Annotated in this window: 9 protein-coding genes and 3 pseudogenes; 8 read left to right on the plus strand and 4 right to left on the minus strand. The window is 44.1% G+C overall.

What is annotated here, in order from left to right; all coding sequences use genetic code 11:
* The 3 genes and pseudogenes from J7545_RS04800 to J7545_RS04810 form a co-directional block, all read left to right on the plus strand.
* Positions 1–1,544, plus strand: a pseudogene (locus tag J7545_RS04800) (hypothetical protein); the annotation flags it as partial.
* Positions 1,545–1,650: 106 nt separating this feature from the next.
* A complete protein-coding gene (locus J7545_RS04805; RefSeq protein ID WP_318719212.1) occupies positions 1,651–2,397 on the plus strand; it encodes a hypothetical protein in 747 nt (248 codons plus the stop codon).
* Positions 2,398–2,417: 20 nt separating this feature from the next.
* Positions 2,418–3,206, plus strand: coding sequence for a hypothetical protein (locus tag J7545_RS04810; RefSeq protein ID WP_318699701.1), 789 nt, complete (start codon positions 2,418–2,420; stop codon positions 3,204–3,206).
* A 65-nt stretch (positions 3,207–3,271) separates the two neighbouring features.
* Here the strand turns inward: J7545_RS04810 and J7545_RS04815 are convergent, their stop codons facing one another.
* Positions 3,272–3,757, minus strand: a complete 486-nt coding sequence (locus J7545_RS04815) for an ankyrin repeat domain-containing protein (protein WP_318719213.1) — start codon at positions 3,755–3,757, stop codon at positions 3,272–3,274.
* Here J7545_RS04815 and J7545_RS04820 point away from each other — a divergent pair.
* The gene (locus J7545_RS04820) at positions 3,750–5,030 is read left to right on the plus strand and encodes a lipid-A-disaccharide synthase (RefSeq protein ID WP_318719214.1); all 1,281 of its coding nucleotides are present in this window, start codon (positions 3,750–3,752) and stop codon (positions 5,028–5,030) included. The genes J7545_RS04815 and J7545_RS04820 overlap by 8 nt on opposite strands.
* A 444-nt stretch (positions 5,031–5,474) precedes the next feature.
* Here J7545_RS04820 and J7545_RS04825 read toward each other — a convergent pair whose 3' ends face one another.
* Positions 5,475–6,032 (minus strand): Uma2 family endonuclease, encoded by a 558-nt coding sequence (locus tag J7545_RS04825; protein WP_318719215.1) that lies wholly within the window; start codon positions 6,030–6,032, stop codon positions 5,475–5,477.
* A gap of 446 nt (positions 6,033–6,478) precedes the next feature.
* Between J7545_RS04825 and J7545_RS04830 the strand changes: the two are divergent.
* Positions 6,479–6,958, plus strand: a pseudogene (locus J7545_RS04830) (allophycocyanin); the annotation flags it as partial.
* A 1,396-nt stretch (positions 6,959–8,354) separates the two neighbouring features.
* Here J7545_RS04830 and J7545_RS04835 read toward each other — a convergent pair.
* Together J7545_RS04835 and J7545_RS23915 are read right to left on the minus strand one after the other, a co-directional pair.
* Positions 8,355–8,807, minus strand: a complete 453-nt coding sequence (locus J7545_RS04835; RefSeq protein WP_318719216.1) for a hypothetical protein — start codon at positions 8,805–8,807, stop codon at positions 8,355–8,357.
* 208 nt (positions 8,808–9,015) lie between these two features.
* Positions 9,016–9,234, minus strand: a pseudogene (locus tag J7545_RS23915) (hypothetical protein); the annotation flags it as partial.
* Positions 9,235–9,392: 158 nt separating this feature from the next.
* On the opposite strand from J7545_RS23915, the gene leuS reads away from it, so the two are divergent.
* From leuS to J7545_RS04850, 3 genes are all read left to right on the plus strand, one after another.
* Positions 9,393–11,951, plus strand: a complete 2,559-nt coding sequence (gene leuS, locus J7545_RS04840) for a leucine--tRNA ligase (protein WP_318699696.1) — start codon at positions 9,393–9,395, stop codon at positions 11,949–11,951.
* Between the two features lie 69 nt (positions 11,952–12,020).
* Positions 12,021–13,097: a hypothetical protein gene (locus J7545_RS04845; protein WP_318699695.1), complete on the plus strand. Its 1,077-nt coding sequence runs from the start codon at positions 12,021–12,023 to the stop codon at positions 13,095–13,097.
* Positions 13,098–13,118: 21 nt separating this feature from the next.
* Positions 13,119–13,679 (plus strand): Uma2 family endonuclease, encoded by a 561-nt coding sequence (locus J7545_RS04850; RefSeq protein ID WP_318699694.1) that lies wholly within the window; start codon positions 13,119–13,121, stop codon positions 13,677–13,679.
* Positions 13,680–13,995: the final 316 nt, after the last annotated feature.

A 13,995-nucleotide genomic window follows, 5' to 3' on the forward strand; every position in this document is an offset into this window, starting at 1 on the left:
CAGAAGAACTGTGGGAGACAGAAGAAACTTTAGAGCCTCCCGCATTAGAAGAATCTTTAGAAACGGAAGAAGATCCATTTGCCAGTTCAGAGACAGAAGAACTGTGGGAGACAGAAGAAACTTTAGAGCCTCCCGCATTAGAAGAATCTTTAGAAACGGAAGAAGATCCATTTGCCAGTTCAGAGACAGAAGAACTGTGGGAGACAGAAGAAACTTTAGAGCCTCCCGTATTAGAGGAATCTTTGGAAGCGGAAGCACTGGTGGAAATGGAAGACGATCCATTTGCGAGTTCAGAAGAGGAGTTGTGGGAAGAAGAAACTTTAGAGCCTCCCGCATTAGAGGAATCTTCGGAAGCGGAAGAACTGGTGGAAGTGGAAGACGATCCATTCGCGAGTTCAGAGACAGAAGAATTGTGGGAGGAAGAAGAAACTTCAGAGACTGCCGCATTAGAGGAATCTTTAGAAGAAGGATTGGTGGAAATGGAAGACGATCCATTTCCTATGGCAGAAACCGAGGAATTATGGGAAGAAATTGAGGAATCTGAGTCCGCTACGTTCACGAGTTCTGAAGAGGATTTATCAACTGAAGATTTATGGCAAGAAGAAACAGAAACTGCTCCAGCTCAATTGGCTGAATCTTTGGAAGAGGATTTAGGAATAGATGACGATCCATTTTCAAGTTCAGAAGAAGAGTCGCTATTAGATGAATCCCAAGAATCTTTATGGGAAAAAATCGAGGAAGCAGAGGGAGATCCGTTTGCGAGTGCCGATCAACAGCCTTTGGGAATTCCCGAACCATCGGAGGAAGAAGAAGCAGAAATTTTAAGTGCGTTTGAAATGGATACGATGTCGGAGACGATTTGGAATGATATGAGTTCTCCTGAAGAAAGTTCTGTAGAAACAGAAGCATTACTAGATGTGTTTGAGCCAGAGGAAGAAGAAGTACAAATTCCTTTAGATCTCCCCGACTTTTCTTCAGAGGTGATTGAGGAGTATGGTGAAGCAGAAGAGACAGATGCTGATTTGTTAGATGTGTTTGGAGATACAGAGGAGTTAGATTTTCCCCTAGGCGATCGGAGTAATGCGATCGCTGAAGATCGGGCGATCGCTCAAGTTCTGAGCGATGCGAAGGCAATAGAGGAAATTGGAGCAGATATGGGCGATCTGTGGGAGGATTCGCCAGTGAGTCATACGGCACCGACAGTGGTGGAACCAGAGTTAGAAGGAATGATTGACGAATTTGCCCAAGAGGAGTTAGATTCCTTTGGTGAGTCAGTTCAAGATTCGATCTTGGATCAGTCTGATGGATTAGAGGAGCTTTTATCTGAAGACTGGGAGAAGGAAGAGGAGATTACTCCTCCAGCTATCACAGAAGAACTGATGCTGGAGGAGGATGAGGTTGATCCCTTAGCTGATTTGTTTGCTGAGGACGATAATGCTGTCGATCCTTTTGCTGAGTCTCTAGACTTATCAGAGGGATCAACTCAACAAGAAGAGTCAGAACTCTTTGATGCTTTGGGAGACGATCCTTTTGCTGATGAGTGAAGATCCTTTTGAGGAAAAGAAATCTTAGACTAAAGATTCTCTTTACTGCTCAGATCAAACCCAACCGAGTTAATCAACAACTTTATTCAATAGGAGTACAATTGTCATGCCTGATTCAACAGAAATAACACCTACCCAAAGTGGGCAGTTGGGACAAGTGTCTAGTCTTCAACGCCGGTTTAGCGATTTTGTTGTCGGGTTAGGTGAAGTTCTCACCGATATGACTGCCCTAGAAGTCAATACGATGATAGTGTCACAAATTACGGGGAGCAAATTTGTGCCCCAGGAAGCCTATCGTTATATCTATGACATTCCAGAGAATGAAGGGGATGAACAGTATTTTTATCAGCGTCAAATTCCTCCAGCACTTTACCATCGCTATCATGGATTGCGTCGCAAATTGCTGATGGAGTATCGACAAGTCCTTAGTAATCCGACGAATGATTTATTCGATCCTCAAGAGCGACTGCCGAACCCAGACGATCCGAGTGATGAAGACAAACTACAGAATTTGCTCTCGAATGGTCGTTTTTTGCGAGGTTTGCGCAAACTGCAAGAACTGAAGTCAGCTTTAGATAGTCAAGATCTCAAGTCTGAATCAACAGATATTATCTATGCGCAAACGGTCATGCAACTTGATGGGGATATTATTAATCGATACCATGAGAAGTTACTCGATTTTGATCAGAAGGAATTGTTGATCCAAATCCATAATGAAGGGGTGAATTCTGGGGAACGGCAATGGCGCGGTTTGCTGGAGTTTATGGTCGAGATTGTGCAAAATATTCTGGAAAAAAGTACGGATGGACGGTTTAGATTACCGGCTGCCACGTTTGTTAATCCTAATCGGTAGATGAAACTCCAAAGGAGAGTGTGTTTAAGTTTATCCGAAATACGGTAGAGCGGGTTCGATCGCTGGTAAACCCGCCGCAAACTCCAGGAAGCTTGATTGCGCCTTGTATTCGAGCCGAAGATGGGGAGTTTGTGTTTTATCTGAATCCGTTGATGCTCCAACACATTGAGGGGGTGAAGTTGGGGGGCGATCGCCTAATCATCCCCCCTCGTCAATTGGCTCGCCTCTTGGTCGATCTTCGGGAGATGGTAGTTGTTGATACAACATCTAAGGGAACCATTCAATCGGCCTTGACATTTAGGACTTTTTATGTTGGGAATAACACGAAAGAAGGTAAGTTTCTATTACGAACTGTCTTATCTCCAGATGGAGATCTGATTAACCAAGTCGGCCGAGAATTATTGGATAGACCAGAATGCTTGAGGGTGGTTCAAAGTCACAATTGGTTGATCAATGAACTGTTGAGTTTCTTGCAACTGAGAACCACTCAATTGGTCGATCGCATTGCCTGGGCGATCGCCATGCTCACGATTTGGATTCCCAGTGCTATCTTGAGTATCAGAAACCTGCTCGTTGTCCTTCAAGATCCTGGGGTTCTCCAACAACTGCTGATCTCTGTGCTGATTTGGGTTGTTTTACCCGCAGTCATTGGGACATTGCTGGGTTTCCTTTTCCGGGAGTGGTTAATTCGGCGGATGATCGGTACCCTTCCCCGGTTAAGTTCTTGGGCATTGCGAGAACTATTTACCTCGAAACCAACGTTAACCAAACGCATTGCTCAACAAATTTGGGGACAATTTGGGGTTTAGTGGGAATTAGGGCATGGGCAAGAGGTAAAAGGCAAAACTAGGTTTTACCTTTTCATGACCCAATTCTACTCCCCAGCCTTAGAGCGCAAGGTTTGCAGTAAGTTCACCATGTCGCTCTGTTTCTCCGCCGAAGCCCAAATCAGAGCGGTCCAACTATTCTTATCCTTGGCTTTTAAATCAGCACCTTGTTCAACTAAGAGAGTCACAACTTCAGTGTGCCCTTTAGCAGCGGCAGCCATCAAAGGGGTTATACCCTCGTTACTTGGAGTATTGGCATTAGCACCAGCAGTGAGTAATTGTTTTACCAGTTCTACATAACCCCCAGCACTCGCTTCCATTAACGGGGTCCATCCATCCTCATCCCCTTGATTGACATTGAGGTCGGCCTCAATTAATAGGTGTAAAATCTCAGTATCTCCCTGTTCAGCCGCAGTAATTAAAGCAACGCTTCCTTGGTCATTGAATTCGGTTTGATCCCAGGTTTGAGTTAAAGTCTGTACTGTAGCGCGATCGCCGGCTTGGATCGCTTCAATTAATGAGGTTATGTCCATATCTGTGTCTGAATCTACGATCGATATTCTGATTCTCTCAAATGGGCCGGGAGAATTAACCACTTGGGTGCGTCCGGTGGTCAAAGAAATTCGCCAGGCTCTAGGAGCGAACAACAAAAGGGTTCGCATCTCTGTGGTGTTATCCCCTTGTCCCCATGCCAGTGGTTCGGAAACCGAGATGGCAGCCTCTTTGCCAGAGGTGAATCGAGTTCAGGGGCCAGAAGATTTTATCCTCTTTTTATTGTGGGGGAAAACGGCCCAAAATTGGCAATGGAGCGATCGCGGTTTGGTGCTGTTTCTGGGAGGCGATCAATTTTTTACTCTCATGTTGGGCAAGCGGTTGGGCTATCGAACCCTGGTATATGCAGAATGGGAAGCCAGATGGCAGCCTTGGATTGACCGATTCGCGGTTATGAATCGCCAAATTTTAGACAAAGTAAAACCCAATTTAGCCCATAAATTCACTGTAGTGGGGGATTTAATGGCAGACTCAGCCCAGTCGGTTTCGACATCTGAAAATCCGGTTGATGGGGAGTTGATTGCGGTATTACCGGGGTCAAAACCGGATAAATTGCGGCCGGGATTACCGTTCTCATTGGCGATCGCCCAGTTGATCCATCAACAGCGCCCTCAAACCCAATTTATCATTCCCGTTGCCCCAACCCTCAATATCGAAACTTTAGCCCTATTTGGCGATCCTCAATTCAATCGAACTCTGCAATATTGGCCTACAGGGAAAGCTGAGTTAATTGAAAACGGGTCTCAACCGCGCCTAAAAACCCCAAGTGGTTTAGAAATCGATCTGTGGACTGCCTTTCCGGCCTATGAAATGCTCACCCAATGTCAATTTTGTATAACGACAGTCGGGGCAAATACGGCAGAATTGGGGTCTTTGTGCCTACCAATGATTGTATTATTGCCAACTCAGCAGCTCGACGCAATGCGGAGTTGGGATGGTATTTGGGGAATGTTAGCCCATTTACCGGCTGTAGGTTCGAGTATTGCTAAGGTAATCAATAAAGTGATTCTGTTCTGGAAACAACAGCGAGGGGAATTATTTGCTTGGCCCAATATTTGGGCAAAAGAGATGATTGTTCCAGAATGGGTAGGACATTTAGAAGCCGAAGAAGTAGCCCAGCAAGTGATTGAGTATTTAGACCATCCCGAGCAATTACAGGAAATGCGCGATCGCCTAGCAAGAGTGCGCGGAGAGACAGGAGCGGCTGCACAGTTGGCTCAGATGGTTGTTGAGGAAATGGATATAGAGCGCTAGGGAAGAGGCAATAGGTAATACAGCGCTTCGCGCGGTAATAGGTAATAGGAAAACCATTTTTCACGCTATAAAGTTAATTAATCCTGAACCTTTAAAAAACTGGTTTACTCATTGTTGTTACTGTCCATCATAACAGCGCAAAGCGCTGTATCTTTGGCATTACTCAAGGCATTTGCTTCTAGAGACATCCTCTCCTCCCTTGGCTTACGGATGGTTTCCTACTGTTTTATAGAGAGCCAAGGAGGGTAGGACTTGATAAAGGATCGCACCTACATGATGATTGAGTTGTCAAGGTTCTACTTTTTTTTCTGGGCTGTTAGCGATCGCCAATCAACCCCTAGGTAGTTAACCTTGCCGCTAATCCCCTAAGCTAATGAGTTAGCCTAATGAAGCAATCTGGTCAATCTTCGCGATCGCACAGGAATGGGGAGTGAGGAGGAGATTTTAGAGAATTAACCAACTTAAAATTTCGGATGTTGTTAACTGGCGATCGATTCCTTCTAGAACAGGCAGTTGTGCATCAGTAGTAAATACCTCAATGCGTTGGTTTTCTCGAATCACCCAAATACTTTCTTCTGCGGGATTAATTAACCATCCCAAACTTGTGCCCCCTTGGGAACAGTGCAATAATTTATCTAAGGTTTGAGAATGACTTTGGTTAGGAGATAAAATTTCGATCGCCCAATCGGGGGGAATTTCAAAGCGATTGGCAATTTTTCCGCTATCTGTTCGGGGAATTCTTTCCCAGCGAAACACGGCAATATCGGGAACTATGGAACGTCCCCCGAACGTACAGCGCAGTTCGGGAAAAGCTCTAGCAATTTTAGGCGATCGCGCAACTCGGTTAATGACTTCGCACAATTCACCTTGGAGTAGGCTATGTTCGCCTTGGGGCATGTTTTTTTCTACAAGGGTTCCATTAATATATTCTAGGGCGGGTTTGGTTTCTGGACGGGCTAGAAATTCTTCTAAGGTTAGGGATGGAGTGAGCGTTTGAGTCATCTGGGGTTAGGGTATAGATATTTTTTTATTGTAGCAAGTTAGGGCAATTTATGAATTGGTTTTTCCTAGGTGAGGGTTGGCCTGATTTTGGCAAAGTGTTTACCCTGTTTTTTCGCTGGCTTGCGGTTTTTATAAATCCATTCTAGGCAGAAGTATTGAAAGTTAGCTTAACAGAGAAAAAAAGAGGATAAAATATAGTATTATATCCTCAAAGATAAAACAACAATCCTCAAATAATCTCCTCATTTACAGCCCTGGTCAAATCCATCCTGAAATCCTTGCCCCCTAATCCATTGGAGCTATGATTGGCTCCCAGAGACTCTTGTTTAGTTAAATGTAAAAATTTATGTCGAGATTCAACACTTCTGAGTCTGACACGCCTAGAATTTGTTATAATACCAGGCAAGTAAATGCATACTTCAAGATTTGTCTGTTCGGTTCCAGCTATGTCCTCTTTAATTAAAAATGTAGTTTCCCAAGCAGATTCTCAAAGTCGCTACTTGAGTCGAGAAGAACTCGATCTAATCAAGAACTTTGAAGCTTCTGGTAAACAGCGGTTGCGGATTGCTGAAATTTTAAGTGATTCTTGTAATTATATTATTAAACAAGCAGGTGATTTGCTTTTTCAGGTTCGTCCTGATATTATTGCTCCCGGAGGAAATGCGTATGGCGAGAAAATGACTGCCACTTGCCTACGCGATTTAGATTATTATCTCCGAATAGTAACCTATGGAATTGTTGCAGGCGATGTAACTCCTATTGAACAGATGGGTATTATTGGTGCTCGAGAGATGTATAATTCTTTAGGTACACCTATTTCCGCCGTTGCAGAAGGTATTCTTGCGATAAAACTCGTTAGTAGCTCTTTGCTATCCAAGGATGATGCAGTTGAAGCAAATGCATATTTCGATTACATTATTGCTGCGTTTGACGGAGTGAGCAAAGGTTCATATCAAGCGATGCAGAAGCTTATTATGCAGCAACCTGGTACCGCTAACAACCTTAAGCCTCAAGCAAAGCCAGAAAATAGTTCTACTGAACCGTGGGAACCTAAAAGTCCTACTGAGTGGCTCAACCTAGATAGGTTGGCACAACAGCTCTTACAGAACGGAGTGGATAATCAGGACACTTTCAAACAATCAGCTATAGCTTTCTTTGAAACTTGGAAGCTCATGCCTCAACCGATTAGAAAACAGATCTGGCGTGAAAGAGAAGTTATGGCAGCACTTTGCAGCCACATGAATGATTGGGCAAAGATCCCAGGTTTTTCCCACATTGGGGTGGCCAAAAAGCCCCTTGGTGAACAAGAAGAATTAGTTGGTTTAATAACCTTAAATTTTCCTGCCGACGATTATTTTTATAATCAATTTGGTATTCCGAGATTTATTGAGATTGATTCATTAATCAGTGACTTTGCAAATCAGAAACAAGTTCGTATATTGCTAGAATGTGCGTTTCCTACTAGCAAATATAGTAACTTTCCAGTTAGTCAAGATGCTTTACCAGGAACTATTCCAGCTTTATCAACTCTTACTAAAACTTCATTGCAGAGCGGAGATTTGATAATTGGAAGTAATAAAAATGGGCATGTAAATGAGAAAAAAGCCGTAACTCTCACAACCTTCGTAGTTTCACAGGCTAACTCTGAAACTATAGAGCCTCAAGCTATGAGTGTAAGACATGGTTTTACAGCCGGATATACAGAGATTAATGCCTGTGCGTCACAAATGTCCACTAAAATTGGTCGAGTTTTTTACAAATCGGCTAGTCAACAAGAACAATCCGAAAAGCTAGATATATCCCTTATCAAGCTAGAAGGATGCATCAAGCTAAATCCTTTTCTCAAATGGGTTGAAGCAACCCCCGGTAAACCCTTTCTAGCTTGGTCAGGTATGCTTGTTCAAATGTATGGAGGTGTTTCTGGACATACTACTGGATATGTTAATCACAGCATGGTAGTTTTCCCAGGGGCTTCATCGTCCGTAGTACCAGAATTTACAGCTATCATCCAATCACAACCTGGTGATTCAGGATCGCTACTAGTTGCTGGAAATGTTTCCGGCGATCCAATTCTAGATGCAGAAGTTAAGGGTTTAGATCCTTCCCAAATCGAAAACTTGAGATTTGCAATGGTGGGTATGCTTATTGGTGGGGCACCTAGCGGCGGATCTTATACAAACCTAACCTATTTCAGACCAATTGTAGATATCTGCCAACAATTGCGCGTAAAACCATATCTTGAAAAGCACTTATTGATAGGAAAATCAGATAAAGAAACTCCGATTTCCAGAACTATTCAATGGGCAACCGAGTAAGCCTCTGCTACTCTGCACAAAATCCTTCTACACCAAGCTTTACAACGATCAGGCAAGCTGCACTTACAAGGAAGGTTCCAGTAGGATCAAAGGTGATTGCAATAGCGCCAGATTTAACCAGTTCTAGCAAAATTGGAAGTAGCGCTAAAGAGTCTCCTGAAAAGCTTTTGAGCGCCGCACATATCTTCTGTTTAGCACTTGGATTTTTCACTTTCTCCTCAGCATTTCGTACGATTTGATCGGCTTGCTGCAAGCTCTCTTCAGGCTTTAAGCCTTCCTCTACACGAAATTTCGCTGCAATTGCACGAATAATACTCTGAAGCGGATCGTATTTAGAGAACTCAGCTAACTCTGACTCTTGCGCTTGCTGGTCATATTCAGCAACAAGGTTGGAAAGTTCTTCAAGGTTCCGTCGAGTTGCAGTTTCAAATTGTTCTTGATCAAATAAAATTTCAGTCATAATTGTTGGGTCGCAGGAATAATGCGTAAAGTTTAGTGTGATCGATAGTAAGGTTCTAGGTCTAAAAGAAGTATAGCGGATCAACAACCGGCATGGCACGGCACAATAGGGACAGTTCATGATGCTTCCTTCAATGTTTATCGTTCTCTATTATGCAACACCCCCCAGAATGTATTGCGACAATAATTCTGTAGGGGCTTTCCAGCCCTTAGCCCCTACAACCATACCTCACTGTATTCCCTATTCCCCATTCCGAGTTGCCACCAGTGCAAGCCACTAACTGCTCGATCTCTTCGTGGGTATGCAGGGCATTGGCAGTAATGCGGAGACGGGGTTTGGCACTGTACCAAATGGGCGATACCCAAATTTCGTGGTTTTCGATCAGGTGTGCTGCAAATGGCTTGGGATGTGGCAGAAGGTTAGGAATAGGGAATGGTATTAGTGGGGAACCTAACTCTAGGAGCGGTAACGGTGCATGTCAACAGACTCGACTATAGCCAGAAAAATCCCAGAAAACGCGCCGACACATTCCAGATTGTGTCAAAATAGTCAAGTAGAATGAATGACCCCGCAGGAGTTTAACTCGTGGAATCTCGCTATAATCCAGTCGAAATTGAGGAAAAATGGCAACAAACTTGGGCGGAACAAGGAGTAGACACGACACTAACCGACCCAGAGAAACCCAAGTTCTACGCCCTTTCCATGTTTCCCTACCCTTCAGGAAACCTGCACATGGGTCACGTCAGAAATTACACGATTACTGATGTCATCGCCAGGGTCTATCGGATGCGCGGCTATCGGGTGCTGCACCCCATGGGATGGGATGCGTTTGGTTTGCCCGCAGAAAATGCGGCGATCGCACGAGGCATTCATCCGGCAAAATGGACGTATGAGAACATTGCCCAGATGAAGGCCGAACTCCGGCGCTTAGGCCTCTCCTACGACTGGAATCGGGAAGTTGCCACCTGTTCCCCCGACTATTATCGGTGGACGCAATGGATTTTCTTGCAATTCTTCCAAGCCGGTTTAGCCTACCAGAAAGAAGCAGCCGTGAATTGGGACCCCGTAGACCAAACGGTACTCGCGAATGAACAGGTCGATAGTGAGGGTTATTCCTGGCGCTCTGGAGCCAAAGTGGAGCGCAAACTGTTAAAACAATGGTTCTTGAAAATTACCGACTACGCCGAAGAACTCTTGCAAGACTTGGATAAGCTCACTGGATGGCCGGAGCGCGTGAAACTCATGCAAGCCAACTGGATTGGGAAATCGGTGGGCGCGTATCTCGAATTTCCCATTGTGGGACTCGATGACAAAATTGCCGTATTTACCACCCGTCCCGATACCGTGTATGGAGTCACCTATGTGGTGTTAGCTCCAGAACATCCCTTAACCCCGCAAGTGACGACTCCAGAGCGACAGCAAGCGGTGAGTGAGTTTATCGCATCCCTTGAGGGAGAAAGCGATATTGACCGCACGGCTGAAGATAAGCCAAAACGGGGGATTCCCACCGGAGGACGGGCGATTAATCCGTTTACGGGGGAAGAGATTCCCATTTGGATCGCCGATTATGTGTTGTACGAATATGGAACAGGTGCAGTGATGGGGGTTCCCGCCCATGATGTGCGCGATTTTCAGTTTGCGACGCAGCAGAAGTTACCGATTAAGGTGGTGATTTCCCCGACTCAAGGGGAAGCACCGGAGCGTTTGAGCGAAGCTTATACGGAACCGGGTTATATGGTGAATTCCGGTATGTTTAATGGCGCTCCCTCCACGGAAGGCAAACAAGCCATCATTGATTATGCCCAAAGTCAAGGGTATGGAAAGGCACGGGTGCAGTATCGCTTGCGGGATTGGTTGATTTCTCGGCAACGGTATTGGGGGGTTCCCATTCCTGTTGTTCATTGTCCCAATTGTGGAGCAGTTCCGGTTCCCGACGAGCAACTCCCGGTACGGTTACCGGAGGATGTAGCGTTTTCGGGTAAGGGTGCGTCTCCATTGGCACAGTTAGAAGATTGGGTCAATGTAGATTGTCCCACCTGCGGCACTCCGGCGAAACGGGAAACGGATACGATGGATACGTTTATTGATTCGTCTTGGTATTTCTTGCGCTATCCGGATGCGAAGAATGACAAGGCGGTGTTTGATTCGGCGAAAACCAATGATTGGATGCCGGTGGATCAGTATGTGGGGGGGATTGAACATGCGATTCTACACTTATTGTATTCTCGATTTGTGACGAAGGTTTTGCGCGATCGCGGTTTAATTAATTTTGACGAACCCTTCCAACGCTTGCTCACCCAAGGCATGGTACAAGCTCTAACCTACAAGAATCCCAATACCGGTAAGTATGTTCAACTCGAGCAAATTGAGGATACCAATCAACCAACCGATCCGAATACCGGTGATTCTCTAGTTACTTCCTATGAGAAAATGTCCAAATCCAAATACAACGGTATTGCTCCCTTAACCGTCTTGGGCAAATACGGTGCAGATACCGCACGGATGTTTATTCTCTTCAAAGCACCCCCAGAAAAAGATCTCGAATGGGATGATGCCGATGTTGAAGGACAATTTCGCTTTCTCAATCGGGTTTGGCGCTTGGTGATGGAGTTTGCCCAAGTTTCTTCTGAACAGGAAACAGCCAATCCAAAAGCTGAAAAAGATCTCCGTCGTGCCATTCACACCGCCATTAAAGAAATCACCGACGATTTAGAAGGGGATTATCAGTTTAATACCGCCGTTTCCGAGATGATGAAACTCAGTAACGCCCTCAACGATGCCCCCTGTAAATCTTCTCCCGTTTATACCGAAGGGATTCAAACCTTATTGCTCCTCCTCGCACCTTTTGCCCCCCATATCGCTGAAGAATTATGGCAAAGTTTGGGTTATCAAGAGTCCATTCACCGCCAATCTTGGCCGGTTGTTGATGAGAGCGCCTTAGTCGTCGATGAGATTACCCTAGTAATTCAAATTATGGGTAAAACACGGGGCACAATCGAAGTTCCCGCCACCGAAGATCGGGCACTTTTAGAACAATATGCCCGCGATTCCGAAGTCGCCCAACGCTATATTGAGGGTAAGGAAGTGAAGAAAGTGATTGTTGTGCCTAAGCGCAATTTAGTTAACTTTGTGGTGTCTGGTTAAGTGAAGTTTTCAGAGTAGGTTGGGTTGATGAAGCCCAACCTACCCTTTGAGTTATAATTACCGATAAAAATGATCAAATTTCATAAAGGTAAATTCTTATTTAAATCTGAAGCTTTACTTGAGGAGTTTATCTGGCTGCACTTATCTAAGCTCCTGGATTTAAATCCAGTGGCTAAACAATATTACATTAATGACAAAAATCGATCGGATATTTTAGCCGTTGACCCACAAAACCGGTTAGCGATTATCGAACTGAAAAATAGCGGTGGCAAAGCCAGTCTCGATCAGTTGCTGCGATATAAAAAAGCATTGATGCGCCATCATCCTGACGGGGAAGAGTTTGCACAAGTGGACTGGAAACAAGAGTTTTCTTTAGTTTCAATTGCTGCTGATTTTTCAACTCCCGCTAAAGAGTACGCCGCTCATAACATGCCGAATAGCTTACTGTTACAATATGAAATCGATCGCACCCAAGACAACCGTTATTGTCTGATTTTGCGAGATTTGGACGGAAAACTGTATCGCAAACAAGACATTGAAGTGGATGAAGATTCCCTATTTGATTCTTTGCCACCCTTTCTTCAAGCTTATTTACTGACACAGCCAGAGATTAAGGATCGAATTCTGGAAATTATTCAGAAAATTCTGGATTATCATCCCAGGATTCAATTTGAGGCTGAGGCCAATCGCTATTATGATACCAAAGATCTGAAATTTGGCAAGTTTAACAAGCAAGGAAAAATGATCCACCATAAAACTTGTGCCCGTTTTAGTTATTATTGTCCCCCCAAACATCAGGAAATCAGATTATCTCTGTCTGTTCGCTTGCCAACGATGTGGATTATCCCAAAACGATATAATTTTACTCAAAGAGGTAAAATAATTGGTGGAGTTACCATCTGGACAGATGACTTTTGCTATGTAACTAAGCTAACTGACCCTAATGTATGGATGAGCAAGCGATACAATCTTGAATTAAGATATCCGTTTAATAAAGAGCAAATCTATGACACATTTGAAGACTACTATATCAATTACCGCAAACAGATGAAATCTCGTCAGAAGCTCAGACCTATAACTCATGATGATTTTAAGTCCGTCGATAGCGTAATTGAAATGGCGTTAGAGGATTGGTCAGTGCGATAGGAAAATTGCAAGGAGGATAAAATGACCATCATAGCTCCAGAAATTGTTCATTTTAGCGTTCAAGAATACCATCAAATGATCGAGAGCGGCATATTCAAGGAACGCAGAGTGGAATTGATTAACGGACTGATTATAGAAATGTCTCCTCAAGGCACGGAACATGCTTATTTTGAAGAAAATTTGGCGAAAAAACTGGAACGGCTAACCGCAGGACGAGCCTATGTGCGAGAAGCTAAACCCATTACCTTATCGACATCGGAACCCGAACCGGATATTGTGGTGGCTAAATTGCCGCGATCGCAATATATCGACCATCACCCCTTTCCCCAGGATATCGAGCTAGTCGTTGAAGTATCCAAGGCAACTCAAAGTTACGATATGTCAGCGAAAAAAGCACTCTATGCCCAAGAAAATATACCAGAATATTGGATTGTGGATATTAACTCTAGAACCGTAATGGTTTATCGCTTTCCTCAAGGCAACGACTATCGAGACAGGAAAGTTTTTTCTGTGACAGAAGAAGTCTTTCCCTTGGCATTTCCCGATCTTTTAATTCCTGTATCTGATATTTTTACCATTTAATAGCGATCAAATTTCATAAAGGAAAATTCTTATTTAAATCGGAAGCATTGCTGGAGGAATTTATTTGGCTGTACTTATCTAAGCTGCTGGATTTAAATCCAGTGGCTAAACAATATTACATTTAATTACGTTTTTGAGCAATGTCAATGACAAGTTAATCCGTAAGCAAAACATTTACAGCGCTTTGCGCTGTAACGGAGTACAGTATCATTGAGATAAGTCATTGCGAATGGAACGAAGTGGAATGAAGCAATCGCAAAATCCCCAAATCTTGGCGATTGCTTCCCTGCGGTCGCAATGACAACTCGAATCTATG

The organism is Roseofilum sp. SBFL, from assembly GCF_017746885.1.
Lineage (GTDB): Bacteria > Cyanobacteriota > Cyanobacteriia > Cyanobacteriales > Desertifilaceae > Roseofilum.

Bases quoted from the DNA above. Each gene is read 5' to 3' on its own strand.
- J7545_RS04805 (WP_318719212.1), top strand. From the start codon at position 1,651: ATGCCTGATTCAACAGAAATAACACCTACCCAAAGTGGGCAGTTGGGA.
- J7545_RS04820 (WP_318719214.1), top strand. From the start codon at position 3,750: ATGTCCATATCTGTGTCTGAATCTACGATCGATATTCTGATTCTCTCA.
- J7545_RS04815 (WP_318719213.1), bottom strand. From the start codon at position 3,757: ATGGACATAACCTCATTAATTGAAGCGATCCAAGCCGGCGATCGCGCT.
- J7545_RS04825 (WP_318719215.1), bottom strand. From the start codon at position 6,032: ATGACTCAAACGCTCACTCCATCCCTAACCTTAGAAGAATTTCTAGCC.
- J7545_RS04835 (WP_318719216.1), bottom strand. From the start codon at position 8,807: ATGACTGAAATTTTATTTGATCAAGAACAATTTGAAACTGCAACTCGA.
- J7545_RS04845 (WP_318699695.1), top strand. From the start codon at position 12,021: ATGATCAAATTTCATAAAGGTAAATTCTTATTTAAATCTGAAGCTTTA.
- J7545_RS04850 (WP_318699694.1), top strand. From the start codon at position 13,119: ATGACCATCATAGCTCCAGAAATTGTTCATTTTAGCGTTCAAGAATAC.